Origin of the sequence: Phytopseudomonas daroniae (genome assembly GCF_004327275.1) — a bacterium.
GTDB lineage: Bacteria > Pseudomonadota > Gammaproteobacteria > Pseudomonadales > Pseudomonadaceae > Aquipseudomonas > Aquipseudomonas daroniae.
In genome coordinates this window covers 232,839-250,772 of the sequence record NZ_QJUJ01000010.1, presented here as the reverse complement: position 1 = coordinate 250,772, position 17,934 = coordinate 232,839, and the positions used below count along the sequence as shown (strand labels likewise).

Genomic DNA, 17,934 nt, shown 5'->3' with positions numbered 1-17,934 from the left:
TCAGCGCGCGATCCTGTACCGACGTCTTGCCCCAGGCATCGGCGGCGGCATGGGCGGCGTCCAGGGCCTTGTCGATGTCCTTGGCGTCGGAACGGGGGAATTCGCCGATCACCGAGGCATCCACCGGGCTGGTGTTGGTGAAGTACTGGCCGCCTACCGGCGCGACGAACTCGCCACCGATGTAGTTGCCGTAGCGCGGTTTGAGGGTGACGACGGCGCCTGCGGTACTTGGTTTGGCATAGATCATGAAAATTCTCCCAACGACTGTTTCTTGTAGTTCTAAGGGTGAGCGGGCTGCATGCCCGCACTCGCCTGAACTATGAGACGAATTCATGTGGCCGACTTGACGCTGGATGAGAGTGGCTGTTCTGCAAAGTCAAATTTCCACAACAGCCTGGGCCGTGTCGCGGTGAGTCAAATGGTGCGCCCTGTTTCGGTGCGAGTGTTTCCGAATGACTCGTTTTGGGGCTTAGGCTGCCAGGCGGCTTTTCACTGGCTGCCCGCAGAACTCTATGCTGGGCGCATCCCGGCGATCCGGTGAGGGACGGCGTGCTTCTTGCTTCCAGACATAAATTGTCACGAAGGAGGCACCGATGAGCTCCGTTCTTGCCCAGCCCGATCAGTCTGCCGGTTTTTCGTTGCTATCCGGCGGGCAAACCAACAGCGGTGTCCTGGCGGCTGCAGCCAGTGGCCTGTGCGGCTTTATCGAAAAGCACGGTGGCGATGCGGATCGCATCCTCGGGGTCTCCGGTATCGATCCGGAATCCCTGCGTCACCCGACACTAAGCCTGGCGTTACCCAATTATTGCCAGGTGCTGGAAGAGGCCTCGCGCCAATCCGGTTGCGACAACTTCGGTTTGTACTACGGGCAACAGTTCAAGCCCCAGGCGCTGGGGTTGCTCGGCTATATCGGGCTGTGTTCGGCGACTGTCGAGCAGGCACTGATCAACTTCGCCCGTGCCTTTCCCCTGCACCAGCGCAACAGCTTGATTCGTCTGGTGGATGAGGGAGAGTGCTACCGCTTCGACTATCAGGTGCGCCACGGCGCCATTCTCTGTCGTCGTCAGGACGCGGAGTTGACCCTGGGCATGGCGCTCAATCTGATTCGCCACGTGCTCGGCAGCCAGTGGGCGCCACGGGCGGTGCATTTCGAACATCCGCGTCCGGAGCAATGGCATGAGCACTGCAAAGTCTTCGATGCGCCGGTGTATTTCGAGCAGCCGTTCAACTCGTTGATCATTTCCAAGCGCGGCCTGGATCGCAGCATGCCGCAGAGCGACCCGGTGTTGTTGCTGGTGATGCAGGATTCCCTCAGCCAGCTCAGCAACCTGAGCGGTCGCGGCGAACGGGATATCGCCGATGACGTTCGCGAGCAGATTCGGCAGCAGTTGCTGGTTGGCGAGCCGGTGCTGGAACAGGCTGCCGAGCAGTTGGGCATGAGCAGTTGGTCATTGCAGCGGCGGTTGCGCGATCAGGGCCTGAATTTCTCCACGATGGTGGACAAGCTGCGCTGCGAGCTGGCGACCCATTACCTGCGCCAGCACCAGTTGCCCATCTCCAACCTGGCTCCGTTGCTCGGTTACTCGGAAGTCAGCGCCTTCTCGCGCGCCTTCCGACGCTGGTTCGGAGTCAGCCCACGGCAGTGGCGGCATGACAGCGATGGCGTGCGCACGCATTGAAGTGACCATCCGCTGCAAGGCGTAAGCGGCCGCTCACCCCGTAGGGTGGATGACGCTCTTTTCATCCACCATTGCGGTTGCAGAGCGGTGGACGGGTGAAGCGTCGTCCACCGAACGGCCGCTCCCGCCTTATAGCGACCTGTTCGTCTCGATCCTGAAACTCAGTACGCCGCCAGAATCCCCTGCGGGTTATAGCCGTGGATCACCGTGCCGTTAACGTTGAGAACTGGAACGCCACGGCCACCGAGGGCGTCGTAGGCACGGCGCGCTTCGCTGGACTTCTCGATGTCCAGTTCGGTGTAGGCGATACCGCGTTCGCCGAGAAACTCCCGGGTCTTGGCACAGTAACCACACCAGCTTGTGGCGTAGAGGATGACCTCACCCTGGCCGGCGACCCGCTCGCTGTTACCGAACAGCAGCGGTTCGATACGATCCCAGTGTTGCCAGGTCGCCAGTACCGCAAGAATCAGCAAAATCCTTTTCATGGTGCAGTCCTCTGCCTACAAGTCGCTCAGTCCTTGCGGCGTTTCAACTGGTCGGTCAGTTGGGTCGGCAGGTTGCGGATGATCAGCGTGCCTTGCGTTTCGTCGTATTCGATCTTCGAGCCGAGCAGGTGGGCCTCGAAGCTGATCGACAGACCTTCGGCGCGACCGGTGAAGCGACGGAACTGGCTCAGGGTGCGCTTATCGGCAGGAATTTCCGGCGACAGACCGTAATCCTTGTTGCGGATATGGTCGTAGAACGCCTTGGGACGCTCTTCGTCGATCAGCCCGGAGAGCTCCTCCAGCGTCATCGGCTCGCCCATCTTGCTCTGGCTGGTGGCGTAGTCGACCAGGGTGTCGGTCTTCGCGCGCGCCTGTTCCTCGGGCAGATCCTCGCTCTCGACGAAATCGCTGAAGGCCTTTAGCAGGGTGCGTGTCTCGCTGGGCGAGTCGACGCCTTCCTGGCAACCGATGAAATCGCGGAAGTATTCCGAGACCTTCTTGCCGTTCTTGCCCTTGATGAAGGAGATGTACTGCTTGGAATTGGCGTTGTTGCGCCATTCGGAAATATTGATCCGCGCGGCCAGATGCAGCTGACCAAGATCCAGGTGCTTGGCCGGGGTTACGTCCAGCGCGTCGTTCACCGCCACGCCTTCGCTGTGGTGCAGCAGGGCGATGGCCAGGTAGTCGGTCATGCCTTGCTGGTAGTGAGCGAACAGCACGTGGCCGCCGGTGGACAGGTTGGATTCTTCCATCAGCTTCTGCAGATGTTCCACGGCCTGACGGCTGAACGCGGCGAAATCCTGGCCATCTTCCAGGTAATTTTTCAGCCAGCCGCTGAAAGGGTAGGCGCCGGACTCGCTGTGGAAAAAGCCCCAGGCTTTGCCCTGCTTGGCGTTATAGCTTTCGTTGAGGTCGGCCAGCATGTTCTCGATGGCCTGGGAGGTGCCCAGCTCAGTGTCGCGGGCGTGCAATACGGCAGGGCTGCCGTCGGGCTTCTTGTCGATCAGGTGGACGATACAGTGACGGATCGGCATGGGAGTCTCTTCAGGCGTTAACGCAATGGGGCCGCTGCAAGGCGGCCGAAGTTGTGCAAAGTTTACCCGACTGTTGCCGCCGTGGTCGCCCGTGACTGCCGTAATGCCTGCAGCCGCTCGATGACATAACGCAGGTGCATGTGCAGTTCGTACAGTTCGCTGGAGTAGGACAGGGGCACATCGATCTTGTCCATTTCCGCCTCCAGGCTCTCCAGGCGCTGGATTTCCTCGTCCAACTGGGCAGGCAGGGTGCCGTCGTGCAACTGCCGGTCGATTTCACGCAGGTGTTTGTACCAGCGGTAGATGCGGGCACGGATGCGCCAGCGGTACAGCGGGCCGATGGCCTTGATCAGTGGGAACAGCAACACCAGCAGCGGAATGGCCAGGATGATGTATCGGTCGGCCAGGGAGGCGATGCGAAACGGCAGGTAGCGCTGCAGGATCGGCAGGCCGTTCTTATAGAAATACTCGGCTTCGCCGAGGGTTTTCAGGGTGCGTGGTGGCGCGGCCGGGTACTGATCGGCGGCGTCGAGCAGATTGCCATCCTTCAGCACTTCGCGGGCGGCGGCGAGAATCAGTGGGGTCAGCGAGGCGTGGAACTCGCCATTGGCCAGCAGGGTGGCGGAAGGGCCCAGGGTGACGATATCGCGATCCGGCGTATTGCTGGCCAGGTCGAGCAGGCCTTCGCCCACTTCCAGACGGTTCAGGTAAGGCAGGCGGGCCATATAAGCGGCGCTGCGGCCGAGGCCGATCAGGTGCAGGTTGGGGGCGCTCGCCAGGCGCTGGATCAGTGCGTTTTCCGCCGGACCGAGAAAGAAGCCGGCATCCAGTTCTCCGGCGATCAGTGCATCGGCAGCGCGCTTGCCGCCGATGGCCTGCCAGCTCTCGGGATACTGATCGGGTGTGATGCGATTGGCCTCCAGCAGCGCGTAGATGACCGCGCCGGAGCCACTGCCGGGCGTGCCGATGGCGACTCGCTGGTCGAGCAGATCCTGAAAATGGGCGCTTGCCTGTGCGCTACGCACGAACAGCCACAAGGGTTCCTGGTACATCACGCCGAGGCCGAGCAGCGCGTCACGCTCAGGCGTGGGCAGGGTCAGCTCCTGACCGCTCTGCACCAGTGCCAGTTGCGCCTCGTTGCTACGCAGTTTGTCGAGATTGTCTCGCGAGCCTTCACTGTTGATCAGCGTGAGGGTAAATCCCTCCCTGGCCAGCTCGTCACGCAGCTTCTCGCCGAAGGCGTGGTAGCCACCGCTGGCGCTGCCCGTCGCCAGGCTGGCGTGCATGGGCGGTGGTGGCGCCACGAAGTAGAAGAGTGCCGCGACCAGGGCTGCGAGTACCGGAACCAGCCAGAAATTGGCCAGCAGCATAATTTTCAGGTCTTTGAGTACACGTGGCATGGCGCTTCCTTTCGATGAATCCGCTCAAGGATAGAGCCATGCAGCGCTGCCAGTCACCCCCGAGAGCCACTTTCGCCCAGCGGCATGCCGGTACGGCGCGCCTGGCGCCTGCGGTCGAGCAGCATCAGTACGCCCAGCAGACCAATGGCGTACAGCGCATCGCCGCCGAGCATCAGCAGAATGCCGACGCAGAGCAGGGCGCTGATGCCGGCCAGCCAACGCCAAAGTCCCTTGAGCAGCACCCAGCCGGCGGCCATGCTGAGCAGGTAGATGACGATGAAGTTGCCGTTGGCATAGCGGATCAGTTGATCCAGCGACAGCGACAGGCTCCAGATCACTGTCGTGCTCAGCGCGCAACCGAGTACCACCAGCAGCAGCGCCCTGGCCGGCACGCCATTGGCGTTGCGGCTGGCCAGCAGGCGCGGCAGCTTGCCTTCGTCGGCCAGGCTCCAGATCAGCCGTGCGAAGCCCTGGATGTATACGTTCATGGAGGCGAAGCAGGCCAGATAGCCGATGCCCGCGCTGAGCCAGCGCGCCTGATCGCCGAGCAGCAGATCGAGCATGCGCGGCAGGGAAGCGGCGTCGGTACGTGTATCGCCGTAGGCATGAAAGCTCAGCACTGCCACCGAGCAGGCCCAGTACACCAGGCCGGCGAGCAATACGCCGAGCAACAGCGCCAGGGGAAAGTCGCGTTGCGGGTTCCTGAACTCCTCGCCCAGGTGAGTGAAGGCCTCGATGCCGACGAAGCACCAGAACATCACGCCCAAGGCCACCGGCAGCAACTGCCAATTGCCCGCCAGTGGCGGCAGCAGCGGTTGTTCGGTGTGCGGAAGGTCGCCTTTCCACCAGATCAGCGCGATGGTGGCGACGATGACCAGGGCGATGGCGATCTGCACACCACCCGAGGTACGCGCCGGGCGCTGGCCGAGCAGCAGGATGATGCCCAGGGTCACCAGTTGAATGGCCAGAACCGCCAGGTCGCTCAGCTCGAACAGGGCATGCCAGAAACCGCTGGCGATATTCAGTGCGGCTGGCAACCCTACTGGCAGAACCGCCAGGAACAGAAAGGCGCTCAGGCGTTCCATGCGCCCGCCGAACGCGCGGCCGATCAGATGCGGCGCGCCGCCGGCATGGGGGTAGTGGCGGCCGAGCTGGGCGAAGGTGAACGCTATCGGCAGAATCAGCACGATCAGCAGCAGCCAGGCCCACAGCGATATCTCCCCGGCTGCCGTGGCGGCCAGCGCCGGGATCACGAAGATTCCGGTGCCCAGCAGCGACGTGGACAACAGGCCGACCCCTTGCAGCAGCCCCAATTCCTTGTTCAACCGACTCATGTTGTATGCTCTCGCTCGTTCTGACGTGACGGCTGCGACCGGGTGTGGTGCGCTGATCCGCCAAGCTTCCATGGTAAGGCCGCGCCGCTTCGGAGGCTGCTGGCAAAGCGTCGGCGACGACCGGCGAAACGGCGGGAATGCCCGTCATCTTGTTTGTGCAGATGGGTGCAGAGAGCCAAGTGGATAAGTTCGATCAACGCATCATCGCTTTGCTGCGCGCAGACGCGCGACTGACCGTCACCGAGGTCGCCCGACAGGTCAACCTGTCACGTTCCGCGGTGAGCGAGCGCATCCGCCAACTGGAAACGTCCGGGGTCATTCAGGGCTATCACGCCCGTATCGCCGAGCCCACCACCATTGCGGTGCGTGCCTATCTGGAACTGTTCTACACGGGCGGGCGCTGTGAGCAGTACGTCGAGCGCATGCGCGCGTTCCCGGAAGTCCGTCGCTGCTCCGGCATCAGCGGGGAAACCGACATGCTGATCTACCTCGAGGCATCCTCCATGGAGCGGCTGGCTGAGGTACGTGGCGAGATCGAGAACTTCCCTGGGGTGCACAAAATAAAAACCCATATGGTCGTCAAAGACTGGCTGATGTGACGACTCGCCCAATGGGCTTGAATACGCCAGCAAACCCTTGACCCAGCACATGGGTGTAAATCCGAGTAGTGCGCACATCTGCAAGTCCGAGCGGGTCTGTACTGATCGAACTGATATGGACATAGTGAGAAGCTCGGCTTGCTGACCCCCATTGAATTTTGTCGAGCACGGCCATGATGTTACACAGCCAGATGATGTTCTTGTCCAATGGTGGTGCCTTGGCCAAAAAGCCTAACAAACGGTTCAAGACCGTTCGCTTCGCTCACCGGGACGGGCTAAAGCCAGTCCCTTGATCAAAGGTTATGCCGCAAGGGAGTTAGTCGCATGAAACCACGAATAACAGTCATCACGATTGGCGTTGATGACCTTGAGGCTTCGTTGCGTTTCTATCGTGATGGCTTGGGTTTTCCCACCGAAGGCATCGTGGGCGAAGAGTTCGAGTATGGGGCGGTTGTATTCATTGAGTTGCAGCCCGGTCTTCGTTTGGCTCTCTGGCCTCGCAAGAGCATCGCTCATGACACGGGGGTTGTCGTTGGCCCCTCCAGCGCTACTGAAATGACGCTTGGCCACAACGTCGATTCAAAGGCTGAGGTCGATGCGGTCATGGCAAGAGCAACCTCGGCAGGCGCTGTTATTGTCAAGGCGGCGCATGACACGTTCTGGGGAGGCTATTCGGGCTACTTTCAAGACCCCGATGGACATCTCTGGGAAATTGTCTGGAATCCACAATGGTCGGAATAGGCGGCAGGCAGAACAGTTCATTCAAGTCGATGCTACTTCGTGGCGCGGCCTAACTCAAACTTTAGGCGCTACTCATCGCCCTGTTTGCCGGCGGGGTAGTTGGCAGGGGTGTAGTGCACGTTTTTCACGGTGCTGTCGGGAAAGGTCTTGGCATAGAAGGTGGTGGCTTCCAGGGCGGTGCCGTTGTACCAGAGGCAGAGGGCTTTTTGGGCGGTCATTGTTGCTCTCCACGGGATATATGGGCGTGTGGAGTTTAGACGACGGTAAAAGGTGGCCAGACCTGGCCACCGAGCCGCGGATTACATCATGGTGAAGTCCTTGACCACGCATTGCCGCGACGTACGAGGAGCATGGGCAAATATTGAGTGCGATCCTGCAACGGCGCAGTGATCAGGCGCAGCAGCTGCTCAAGCGCCATATCGAGCTCTGCAAGCAGGAGGTGCGCAAGATCACCTTGCATCGTTTGCACGTGGCCCAGTCATTTACCTAGATTCAAGGCACCCTGCAGTCGGCTGATCACAGCTTCACTGGCCGGCTGTATCGGTGCCCAGCACGCACTGCCGATCAGCCCGCTGCAGGTGTTGGCGCACAAATTCCACGACCTCTGCGGCCAGCTCCGTATCTTCCGGCGCGCCCATGAAACCGCCATGGGGCATCGCTTCGAAAACATGCAGCTGCGCCGGCACCTGCGCCTGGCGCAGCGCGCGGTGCATGCGTACGGCGTTGGACAGGAACAGATCCCGCGTGCCGCTTTGCAGGAAGGTTGGCGGGAAGCCTGTGGTGAAATCGCCAAACAGCGGCGACAGGTATGGATGGGACAAGTCCGCGCCGTCGGCATACAGCAGGTTGGCACCCATCAACGGGTTTGGCAGCACCATGTCGACGGTACGGTTGACCTGAAAACTGTCTCCCGATTCGGTCAGATCCACTTCCGGCGACATCAGCACAAGCGCTGCCGGCAAGGGCAAGCCTTCGTCACGGGCGCGCAGCACCATGGCCGCTGCGAGGTTGCCGCCGGCCGAACGGCCACCGATCACGATAGAGTGCGGGGCGTGGTGCTTGAGCACGTGGCGGTAGGTGGCCATGCAGTCGTCCAGCGCCGCTGGGTAGGGATGATCAGGTGGCATGCGGTAGTCCACGCCGTAGCACACCATGCCGTGTAGATCGGCCTGTCTGGCGGCGGCGAGGCGGCAGTTTTCACCGCCACCGAATACCAGCGCACCGCCGTGCAGGTCGATATAAGCGCAATCTCCCGCGCCATCGGTTGGCGTTGCCACGTATACAGTGGCGTGTTCCACGGTGATGGTTTGCAGGCTGGCGCGCACGGATGCCGCCAGGCCGGTGTTGGCACTGGCATAGTGCTGGGCCACAGCGGTCTGCATGCGGCGCCAGCCGTGGTGATCCTCTGGCGCGGGCATCGCGTGCAGCGCATTCAGGGGCACGCCGTCGTCGCCGACCAGGCGCTTGAGCGTCGCCTGGGCTTCGGGGCTGATCGATTGCGGAACCGGGAGGGTACGTGGGGCCAATTTGACGCCGTGGTTCATAGGCTGCAGCTCGCGTTCGGCAACTTGGGCGCGCAAGGATGCCAGCGTTGTGGTTGCTGTCGCAAGCTGCGCGCGGTCAGTGCCCGGCCGCAGCGGCCTCGATGGTGGCGATGTCGATTTTGGTCATGGTCATCATTGCGTCGAAGCCTTAATCCCGCATCGATGATGTACAGGCAATCATCGTATTTGCCGGAAAAGGCGAGATCGATGGATCGGGGTTGGACATGACGAGGCACCTTGGTGGTAGTGCCCCGATCTTGTGAAGCGGTTTCTGGTGAAGCCGTTAAGCGAACGTGTGTCAGGACGGCGCCTCGAACGACACCTGAAAACAGCTGCCGGTAACGGGTAGGCTGTGCACCGATATCTGCCAGCCCTGGTGGGCACAGATGCGTTTGACCAGTGACAGCCCCAGGCCGAGGCCTTCGCCACGGGCCTGCTCGCCGCGTACGAACGGGTCGAAAATCTGTTCGTGATGCTGTTCCGGGATGCCGACGCCGCTGTCCTCGACGCGAAACCCACTAGGCAGCAGGGTGAGTTTCACGAAGCCGGTTTCGGTGTAATGCAACGCGTTGCGCAGTAGGTTGGCCATCACCGTACGCAGCAAGGTGGGGTTGTAGATACCATCGTTCTGCGCTTCCACTTCCAGGCGGAAATCCAGACCTTTCTCGCGCATCGGCGGTGACCAGATATCGACCTGCTCATCGGCGATCTGGCGCAGGCTGGCACTGCCCGAGAACATGCTTTCGTTACCCTTGACGCGGGCCAGTTGCAGGAAGGTCTGCACCAGATCCTGCATCTCGGTGCTGGCTCTTTCGATGCGCTCCACCTGCTTGCGTTGCACTGGCTCCAGGGCGACCTGGGAGAGCAGCTCGCACGAGCTGGCGATGACCATCAATGGCGTGCGCAGCTCATGGCTGACGTCACTGGTGAACAGGCGTTCACGCTCCAGGGACTGACGCAGGCGCCCCAGGGTGCTATCGAATGCGGCGGCAAGCTGGCCGACTTCATCGTCCGGGTATTCCGGTGCCAGGGCCGGCGCCAACGGCAAGAGCTGGTCGCGGTGGCGCACCTGATTGGCCAGCTTGCTCACTGGCCTCATCACTCGTTCGGACATGAACCAGCCCAGGCCCAGGGCACCGAGCACGGACAGCAGAAAGCCCGCCAGCACGACGTTGAACAGCACCTGCTCGCGCTTTTCGAACTCACTCTGTTCCTTCACCAGCAGGTAGCGGTCACCGTCGATGGTCTGGCTAAAGATATAGAACGCTCGCTCGCCCTCTAGCTGCTCGCTGAAGCCCTCCGGTGATTCGGCATAACGGCTGGGGATCGCGTATTGCGGATAGCCCGAGGCATAAAAGCGGGTTTTCGCATCCAGACGCGGAGCCTGGTCGTTCTTCAAATCCTGCTCCATGACCGCCCCCAGTTCCAGGGCGAGCTCTTCGGAAACCAGGTGTTCCTCGATCAGGTGAACGATGGCCACGATGCTCAGGGAAAAGACTCCGCTGACCAGAACGGTCATGGTCACGAAGGCGATGAGGATGCGCCGTCGGAACGGCTGCTTAGTTTCCATCGCGATTCGCTGCCAGGCGGTAGCCCACGCCATGCAAGGTATGCAGCAATGCCGTGGTGAAGGGTTTGTCGATGGCCTGGCGCAATTGATGGATGTGGCTGCGCAAGCTGTCGCTGTCAGGGCAGTCGTCGCCCCACAAGGCTTCTTCCAGGGCCTCGCGGCGCACCACGGCGGGCGAGCGCTGCATCAGCACCGCCAGCAGTTTCATGCCCAGCGGGTTGAGTTTGATGGGCGTGCCGGAGCGGGTCACGGTCAGGGTATCGAGGTCGTATGTGAGCTCGGCGACTTCCAGCAGCCGTCGGCGATTGCCCTGCGAGCGACGCAGAATGGCTTCGATGCGCGCGACCAGCTCGGACAGCGCGAAGGGTTTGATCAGGTAATCGTCGGCGCCGGCACTCAGGCCTTGCAGGCGGTCTTCCAGGGCGTCGCGGGCGGTGAGCATCAGGATCGGAATGCTGCTGCGCGCTTCTTCGCGCAATCGACGGCACAACTGATAGCCATCCAGGCCGGGCAGCATGATGTCCAGCACGATCAGGTCGTAATGGCCCTGAGTGGCAAGGTGCAGGCCGGACAGACCATCCTGGGCGCAATCCGCCGTGTAGCCCTTGAGCTGCAGGTAATCCAGGATATTGGCCAGGATGTCGCGGTTGTCTTCGATCACCAGAATGCGCATGCAACGTTCTCTTCACAGGGGTTGACGCTTTTTTCACGAAGCATTGACGAAGCCTTCATAGGGTAATCGCACGATTGTCGCTCGTTCATCCAGCCAGGCTCATACGATGCCACAGCTCCGATATGCCTCACCATGCTCCTTGCCGTTTGCCTGCCGCTCTGCACGCCAGGAGCGCCGCTCAACGAAAAAGGGCTCCGCCTTTAAAAAGTCATGCGAACAAGGCACATTCATGCGCTTGTATGCAGGGCGACCGAAGCGCGCAAGGCCCCTTGCGTATTCACCTGCAGATGCGTCGACCATGACGCCACGTGACCTTTCGAGATGCCTGCATGCACGATGCCTCAAGTGACGATCGCAGCCCGTGGTTGATCTTTCTGGTCTTCCTGCGCCTGGGGCTTACTTCCTTTGGTGGCCCGGTCGCTCATCTCGGCTACTTTCGCGAGGAATTCGTCAGCCGCCGACGCTGGTTGAGCGAGGCCAGTTATGTGGAGCTCATCGCGCTCTGTCAGTTCCTGCCGGGCGCCGCCAGCAGCCAGGTCGGCATGGCGATCGGCTTGTCGCAGGCGGGCTACCGCGGTGCACTGGCGGCCTGGGTCGGCTTCACTTTGCCTTCGGCCGTGCTCCTGATGCTGTTCGCCCAGGGCATCTCAGGCCATGGCGATGCCCTGGCGTCCGGTGCCTTGCACGGTTTGAAGATCGTCGCGGCCGCCGTCGTCGCCCAGGCGGTGTGGGGCATGGCGAACACGCTCTGTCCGGACATGCCACGCCGGTTATTGATGGTGATCGCCGCCTGTGCGGCATTCCTGTTACCTGGCGCCTGGGGGCAGCTTGCAGTGATCCTGGGCGCCGGGCTCGCTGGTTGTGCGCTACTCAAACCCGTGGAAAAAGCCGCGCAGGATGCGCTGCCCATCGACATCAGTCCGCAAGCTGGAGCCCTCTGGCTGGCTCTGTTCGTTGCCTTGCTGCTTGGCCTGCCGGTGTTGGCCCACTTGCTGGAAAACCAGATACTGGGCCTGTTGGATGCCTTCTACCGAACGGGCTCGCTGGTGTTCGGCGGCGGGCACGTGATGCTGCCGCTGCTGCAGGCCGAAGTGGTCGCGAACGGCTGGGTCAGCAGCGACCTGTTCCTCGCCGGTTATGGTGCTACTCAGGCCGTACCGGGCCCCTTGTTCACCTTCGCGGCGTTTCTCGGCAGCGCCATGCAGACGCCGCTATCGGGTTGGATCGGCGGTCTGCTTTGTCTGTTGGCGATTTTCGCGCCGTCGTTCCTGCTGCTGGTCGGTGTGCTGCCGTTCTGGGCTCGGCTGCGTACCCGCCCGCGGGTGCAGGCGGCGATGCTCGGGGTCAACGCCGGCGTGGTCGGTCTGCTATTGGCCACGCTGTACCAGCCAGTGGGCACCAGCGCCATCCTGAGTCTCTGGGATTTTGTCCTGGCGGTGGTCGCCCTGATCGCACTGATGGCCTGCAAGTTTCCGCCCTGGCTGGTGGTGCTGGCTGGCGCCGCTGTCGGCTGGCTGGTGCTCTGAAGGGCCTATTGCCCGGCGCTACCTGCTTCGGCGCGCAGTTGCTCGACCAGTCCCGGCAGTTCACTCATACGCCCGATCAGGTGCTCCACGCCCAGTTGGCGCAGGGTTTCGCCGTGTTCCGGGGGGATGTGGCTGGCGCCGAGAAAACCGACTACCTGCATGCCTGCCGTCAATGCGGCGGTCACGCCGGTAACGCTGTCTTCGACGACCAGGCAGTTACGTGGGTCGACGCCAGCGCTCTTCGCGGCCAGCAGATAGAGATCCGGCGCCGGTTTTGGCCGCTCGACCTGATCGGCGCTGAACGCGCCGCGGTTGACGCGTTCGACCAGCTCACAGCGTTGCAGGGCGAAGGCCACTGCGTCCGCATAGCTGTTGGAGGCCACGGCCAGCGGCAGGTCGATCTTCAGCAGGGCATCGCGCACGCCTTCGATCGGCTGCACTTCACTGCGGATCAGCGCCTTGATGATGGTGCGGTGTTCTTCGAGAAACCCCTCGGGCAGGGGGGTACCGAAATGCGCCTCGACCCGGGCCAGGATGTCGCGGCTCTGCAGCCCGAAGGTGCCGGCCAGCACCACGTCCAGCTCATGAACCGGGTAATGTTCGGCCAGCGCCGCGTGCAGGTGACGCTCGGCGATGATCTCGCTGTCGATCAACACGCCGTCGCAGTCGCAGATCAGCAGTTCGATGGGCGTTTTCGGCTGCATGGCGGCAATCTCCTAAAGGGCGGGGAGGGCTTGTTTAACACAGAACCCGCCTCAGTTCGAACCGGAAGTCACCGGCTCGGCCGACCGTTGCAGCAACAGAAGTGGCAATCCGGCGCCCAGTACCACCAGGCCAAGCAGCGCTCCAACGCCCGCATACAGTGCGCTCGACCAGAACAGTGCCAGGCAACTGGCGGCGAACAGCAAGGGTATCAGCGGGTACAGAGGCACGCTGAAGGGGCGTGCGCGATTCGGTTGCAGGCGGCGCAGGCGCAGCAGGGAAAGGGCGGTCAGGCACATGAACAGCCAGAACACCGGTGCGGTGTAGGCGACCATGCTCTGTACACCGTTCTCGCTCAAGGCACCGAACAGGATCAGCGGCAGGGTGATCAGGCATTGCACCAGCAGCGCCCGCACCGGCGTTGCGGCGCGATCGTTCCAGGCGCCGAGCATCGACAGTTGCGGCACGTCGCGGCCCAATGCGTAGTACACCCGCGAGCCGGTGAGGATGGTGGCGTTCAGGGTGCTGATGGCGGTGATGCAGATCAGTACGCTGAGCAGCACGCCGCCCCAGGGGCCGGCGACGATGGTCATCAGGTCGGCACCGATGGCGCTGGACTGGCGCAGACCTTCGAGGCCGAAGATGTTGATGAACACCAGGTTGGCCAACAGGTACACGGCCGTCACCACCAGGGTGCCGAGCAGCAACACGCGGCTCATGTTGCGCCCCGGGTTGCGCAACTCGCCGGAGAGATAAGCCACTTCATTCCAGCCGCCGTAGGTGAGCAGCACGAAGACCATGCCCATGCCGAGCATGCCTGCCAGGTTGCCCTCGGTTGGTGTGGCCGCCTGCGCTGTGAGCGTAACCGGTTCGGCCAGCAGCAGGCCGGCGAGAACCACCGTGACCAGCGCTACCAGCGTGATTCCGGTGAACACCACCTGCAGACGTTTCGACTCATAGGTGCCGAGGATATTCAGCGCGGTCAGCGCCAGCACCACCAGGGCGGCGTGCCAGGCGCTGCCATGGTCGCCCAGCGGCAGCAGGCGCTGGGCGTAATCGCCATAGATGAAGGCCACCACGGCGATAGCGCCGGTCTGGATCACCGTGCCCCTGGCCCAGGCGAACAGCAGGCTGACCTGCCGGCCCCAGGCCAGGTTGAGGTAGTGGTATTCACCGCCGCGATCCGGATAGCTGGCGCCGAGTTCGGCATAGCACAGCGCGCCGACCAGCATCACCAGGCCCCCGGCCAGCCACAGGCCGATGTACAGCACGGCGCTGTCGACGTGCTGGGCAACCAACGGCGGGAAGCCGAAGATGCCTACGCCGATCACCACGCCGACCAGCATGGCGACGCCGTCGATGACCGACAGGCCGGGTTGTCGTGTCGCTGTGCGTGCGTTCATGACTTAGCTCCGTCGTGCGCTCCAGCCGGTCACCGCGCCTTCGGCGGAAATCGGTTCGATGCGATCACCCTCGACCTGGCCGACGTACAGCTTGCCGTCGACCTCGAAGCGCAACTCGGTGCCGTTCAGGCGCCCGCTCAGGTTTTCCTGATGCTGGGTGGTGCCGCTGATTTCCTGGAAACGCTGCTGCAGGTCGACCTGGAAGGTTTTGCCCTCGCTCTCGATCTGCCAGTTGCCCGCCACCTTGGCCGGCACGATCCACAGGTAGATGCTCGCGCCTTCGACGATATCGCTGCGATCCGGCTCCCAGTCCTCCATGCTGAAGGCGTGGGACACCACGCGCGTGCCGGGCTCGAGGGTGTCGAGGATTACCGGGCGCAAGCGCATGTTGACGGTCGACAGCAGGTACATGGTCAGCACGTCGGCATCGGAGATGTCCTTCTTGAACAGGTCACCCTGCTCGAACACCACCTTGTCCGCGACACCAGCCTGCTGGGCGTTGGCTTCGGCTTCCTCGATGCGCTGCGGGTTCAGGTCGATGCCATAGGCGGCCTTGGCACCGCGGTCTTTTACCGCCGAAATGGCGATGCGGCCGTCACCCGAGCCGAGGTCGACCACGTAATCATCCGGGCCGACATTGGCCATTTCCAGCATGCGCGCCACCACCGGTTCGGGCGTGGGTACGAAGGGCACGTCGAGGGCAATCGTCTGGGCATGAGCGGACGCGCTGTGCAGTAGGCCAAACAGAGCCAACGCAGTAGCGCAGAAGGAGAAGGGACGGGCGGATGCGGTTCTCATCGGCGGATACTCCTCAGCGGGATCGGTAAGGGTAAGGGAACGATTTTCCGACCGAGGATTTTGCGCCATGGTTCGACCCGTGAAACGCTCCGCCCCCGGCGACTTGCCCTTAATTGGCCGTCAGCGCAGTTAATACGGCGCCTGCAAGTGTGTTACCTGATGTGAGCGCGCGCTCAAACCATTGCCTTGTCAGTGCCGAAAAGGCATGGTGGCCGGGTTTTTCAGCCACGGGATCGGGCCATTCATGCGCCTTCTGCACACCTCCGACTGGCATCTGGGCCAGCACTTCATGGGCAAGACGCGCCAGGCCGAGCACCAGGCGTTCTGCGCCTGGCTGATCGAGCAGGTGCGCGAGCACGGGGTGCAGGCGGTGCTGGTCGCCGGGGATATTTTCGACACCGGTTCGCCGCCCAGTTATGCCCGCGAGCAGTACAACCATTTCGTCGTGGCCCTGCGCGACACCGGCTGCCAACTGGTGGTACTCGGTGGTAACCACGATTCGGTGGCGATGCTGGGCGAGAGCCGTACCTTGCTGGCCCAGCTCGGCACCCGGGTGATTCCTGGCGTCGGCATTCACTTGCCGGATCAGTTGCTGGTGCTCGACGGCGCCGATGGCCAGCCCGCGGCACTGCTCTGCGCCATTCCCTTTATCCGCCCGCGCGACGTACTACGCAGCGAGGCGGGGCAGAGCGCCGCGGACAAGCAACTGTCGCTGCAACAGGCCATCCATGCGCATTACCAGGCCCTCTTTGAGCTGGCCCTGGCACGTCGCGCTGAACTGGGCACGGCCTTGCCGATCATCGCCACCGGCCACCTGACCACCGTTGGCGCCAGTGCCAGCGAGTCGGTGCGGGAAATTTACGTCGGCGCGCTGGAAGCCTTTCCAACCTCGTCCTTCCCGGCTGTTGATTACATCGCCCTGGGGCATATTCATCGACCACAGAAGGTCGGCGGCCTGGAGCACATCCGCTACAGCGGCTCGCCGATTCCCCTGAGCTTCGATGAGGCTAATCAGCAGAAAGAAGTGCTGCTGGTGGACGTGGACGAGGGTGGCTTGCGTGAAGTGCGTGCTTTATCGGTGCCGAATTTCCAACCCTTGCTGTCACTGCGCGGTTCGCTGAAGACCCTGCCGACGGCGCTGGCCGAGGCTGCTCTGCTGGGCACCGCCGAGCGTCCGGTATGGCTGGAGGTACAGGTCGAAGGCGACGACTACCTGAGTGATCTGCAGGTGCGCATCGCCGCTCTCTGCGAAGGTTTGCCGGTGGAAGTGCTGCGCATCCGCCGGGCACGTGGCAGCGGTGTTGCTGCGTTGCACAGTGAACAGCGCGAGACCCTCGACGAACTCACTCCGCAGCAGGTATTCGAGCAGCGCCTGGCTGCCGAGACGCTGGAACCCCAGCAGGTGCAGCGGCTGGAAACCCTGTACCGACAGGTGTTGAACGAGTTGAGCGAAGGTTAGGGGCTTTTTGGCAAGTAGGTTGGGGTCAAGGCGGAAGCGGACGCTCACTCCGTAGGGTGGATGACGCTCTTTCATCCACCATTGCGATCGTAGAGCGGTGGACGGGTGAAGCGTCGTCCACCCTACGAAAGGCCGCTATCGCCTTACTGCTGCCTGCCATCGTTCGCTAGGAAATCTCGATCTGGTAGCGGAAACCCTCGGCTGCCGCCCGTGATAGCCGATATTCCAGCGGGCTGCGGTCGTAGCCCAGGGCGATGCGCTCGATCACCACGATGGGTGTTCCCGGTTCGACCGCCAGGGCGTCGGCGATGGTGTCATCGGCTGTGCCGACCGTGAGTGTCTCGCGAGCCGAGGCGATGCACTGGCCGCACTGCTTCTCGTAGAAGGGGTAGAGCAGGTCGCCGAAGGTGGCCGAGTCGATATCCAGCAACACGATGAAGCGTGATGCCGGCAGCCAGATTTCCTCATGGAACAGGGTGCGATCCTCGATCACCCGCAGGCGCTCCATGCGCAGCACCTGTTCGCCGCTGCCCAGAGCAAGGGCTGCGGCCACGTCCCTGGACGGCTTTTGCAAGGCTTTCGACAGTATCCGGCTGCTCGGAACTTCCCGCCCGCCGCTGGCATTGACCTGGCGAAAGAAGCGAAACAGCGAGGCATCGAAGTTCGGCCGGCGCACGAAGGTACCGCGACCCTGGCTGCGCAGCAGCAGGCCTTCACTGACCAGGGTATCCACCGCCTTGCGCACGGTACCGATGGCCACGCCGTACAGGCGGGTCAGTTCCGCTTCGGTGGGAATGGGCTCGCCGGGCGACCATTCTCCCGCCGCGATCTTGGCCAACATCTCCTCGCGCAGCCGCTGGTAGAGCGGCAGGCGTTCGTCGTATCCCAGGGTGGATGCGTTCATGCGCTGATTCCGATTTTCAGACCGGCTGCCACTTTAACACCGGCGTGTCGATTGACAGACATCGTTCGCCAGATATATGGTCA

Annotated in this window: 18 protein-coding genes and 1 pseudogene; 6 read left to right on the top strand and 13 right to left on the bottom strand. The window is 62.5% G+C overall.

The genetic code is table 11. The features are described 5' to 3' along the window. Positions 1-247: aldehyde dehydrogenase family protein (locus DNK10_RS21495; protein WP_131192941.1), on the bottom strand; the 247-nt coding region annotated here is incomplete at its 3' end. A gap of 346 nt (positions 248-593) precedes the next feature. Between DNK10_RS21495 and qhpR the strand changes: the two genes are divergently transcribed. Next, positions 594-1,679, top strand: coding sequence for an AraC-like transcriptional regulator QhpR (gene qhpR / locus DNK10_RS21490; protein ID WP_131192940.1), 1,086 nt, complete (start codon positions 594-596; stop codon positions 1,677-1,679). 161 nt (positions 1,680-1,840) lie between these two features. On the opposite strand, the gene DNK10_RS21485 is transcribed toward qhpR, so the two are convergent. The 4 genes from DNK10_RS21485 to yjeH all read right to left on the bottom strand — a co-directional run bounded on the left by DNK10_RS21485 (position 1,841) and on the right by yjeH (position 5,932). Next, on the bottom strand, positions 1,841-2,164 hold the full coding sequence (locus DNK10_RS21485) for a glutaredoxin family protein (RefSeq protein ID WP_131179852.1): 324 nt from the start codon (positions 2,162-2,164) through the stop codon (positions 1,841-1,843). A 26-nt stretch (positions 2,165-2,190) separates the two neighbouring features. Beyond that, complete coding sequence (gene yejK / locus DNK10_RS21480) at positions 2,191-3,198, bottom strand: nucleoid-associated protein YejK (RefSeq protein WP_131192939.1); 1,008 nt, start codon at positions 3,196-3,198, stop codon at positions 2,191-2,193. Positions 3,199-3,260: 62 nt separating this feature from the next. Further along, entirely contained in the window at positions 3,261-4,598 is a 1,338-nt protein-coding gene (locus DNK10_RS21475) for a TAXI family TRAP transporter solute-binding subunit (protein WP_131192938.1), read from the bottom strand. A 53-nt stretch (positions 4,599-4,651) separates the two neighbouring features. Beyond that, entirely contained in the window at positions 4,652-5,932 is a 1,281-nt protein-coding gene (gene yjeH, locus DNK10_RS21470) for an L-methionine/branched-chain amino acid transporter (RefSeq protein ID WP_131192937.1), read from the bottom strand. Positions 5,933-6,111: 179 nt separating this feature from the next. On the opposite strand from yjeH, the gene DNK10_RS21465 reads away from it, so the two are divergent. Next, entirely contained in the window at positions 6,112-6,531 is a 420-nt protein-coding gene (locus tag DNK10_RS21465) for an Lrp/AsnC family transcriptional regulator (RefSeq protein WP_131179856.1), read from the top strand. 324 nt (positions 6,532-6,855) lie between these two features. Next, complete coding sequence (locus DNK10_RS21460; protein ID WP_131192936.1) at positions 6,856-7,272, top strand: VOC family protein; 417 nt, start codon at positions 6,856-6,858, stop codon at positions 7,270-7,272. A gap of 74 nt (positions 7,273-7,346) precedes the next feature. On the opposite strand, the pseudogene DNK10_RS21455 reads toward DNK10_RS21460, so the two are convergent. Beyond that, positions 7,347-7,490 (bottom strand): annotated as a pseudogene (locus tag DNK10_RS21455) (VOC family protein); the annotation flags it as partial. Positions 7,491-7,600: 110 nt separating this feature from the next. On the opposite strand from DNK10_RS21455, the gene DNK10_RS21450 reads away from it, so the two are divergent. Continuing rightward, a complete protein-coding gene (locus DNK10_RS21450; protein ID WP_425273876.1) occupies positions 7,601-7,762 on the top strand; it encodes an FCD domain-containing protein in 162 nt (53 codons plus the stop codon). A gap of 34 nt (positions 7,763-7,796) precedes the next feature. On the opposite strand, the gene DNK10_RS21445 is transcribed toward DNK10_RS21450, so the two are convergent. From DNK10_RS21445 to DNK10_RS21435, 3 genes are all read right to left on the bottom strand, one after another. After that, positions 7,797-8,816 carry an alpha/beta hydrolase gene (locus tag DNK10_RS21445; protein ID WP_131192934.1) on the bottom strand — a complete coding sequence of 340 codons (1,020 nt, stop codon included), beginning with the start codon at positions 8,814-8,816 and terminating at the stop codon, positions 7,797-7,799. 298 nt (positions 8,817-9,114) lie between these two features. Beyond that, positions 9,115-10,386, bottom strand: coding sequence for a sensor histidine kinase (locus tag DNK10_RS21440; RefSeq protein ID WP_131192933.1), 1,272 nt, complete (start codon positions 10,384-10,386; stop codon positions 9,115-9,117). Then, positions 10,376-11,059, bottom strand: coding sequence for a response regulator transcription factor (locus DNK10_RS21435; RefSeq protein ID WP_131179861.1), 684 nt, complete (start codon positions 11,057-11,059; stop codon positions 10,376-10,378). Before DNK10_RS21435 ends, DNK10_RS21440 begins: the two co-directional genes overlap by 11 nt. Before the next feature lie 329 nt (positions 11,060-11,388). Between DNK10_RS21435 and chrA the strand changes: the two genes are divergently transcribed. Continuing rightward, positions 11,389-12,585, top strand: a complete 1,197-nt coding sequence (chrA, locus tag DNK10_RS21430; RefSeq protein ID WP_131192932.1) for a chromate efflux transporter — start codon at positions 11,389-11,391, stop codon at positions 12,583-12,585. A gap of 5 nt (positions 12,586-12,590) precedes the next feature. Here the strand turns inward: chrA and DNK10_RS21425 are convergent, their stop codons facing one another. Genes DNK10_RS21425 through DNK10_RS21415 form a run of 3 tightly spaced genes read right to left on the bottom strand, consistent with a single transcriptional unit; the run spans position 12,591 to position 15,488 of the window. Further along, the gene (locus DNK10_RS21425; protein ID WP_131192931.1) at positions 12,591-13,289 is read right to left on the bottom strand and encodes an HAD family hydrolase; all 699 of its coding nucleotides are present in this window, start codon (positions 13,287-13,289) and stop codon (positions 12,591-12,593) included. Positions 13,290-13,340: 51 nt separating this feature from the next. After that, positions 13,341-14,690 carry an APC family permease gene (locus DNK10_RS21420; protein ID WP_131192930.1) on the bottom strand — a complete coding sequence of 450 codons (1,350 nt, stop codon included), beginning with the start codon at positions 14,688-14,690 and terminating at the stop codon, positions 13,341-13,343. A gap of 3 nt (positions 14,691-14,693) precedes the next feature. Next, positions 14,694-15,488 carry an SAM-dependent methyltransferase gene (locus DNK10_RS21415; protein WP_131192929.1) on the bottom strand — a complete coding sequence of 265 codons (795 nt, stop codon included), beginning with the start codon at positions 15,486-15,488 and terminating at the stop codon, positions 14,694-14,696. A gap of 244 nt (positions 15,489-15,732) precedes the next feature. On the opposite strand from DNK10_RS21415, the gene sbcD reads away from it, so the two are divergent. Then, complete coding sequence (sbcD, locus tag DNK10_RS21410) at positions 15,733-16,947, top strand: exonuclease subunit SbcD (protein ID WP_131192928.1); 1,215 nt, start codon at positions 15,733-15,735, stop codon at positions 16,945-16,947. A gap of 166 nt (positions 16,948-17,113) precedes the next feature. Here sbcD and DNK10_RS21405 read toward each other — a convergent pair whose 3' ends face one another. After that, entirely contained in the window at positions 17,114-17,851 is a 738-nt protein-coding gene (locus DNK10_RS21405; RefSeq protein WP_131192927.1) for a GntR family transcriptional regulator, read from the bottom strand. Positions 17,852-17,934: the final 83 nt, after the last annotated feature.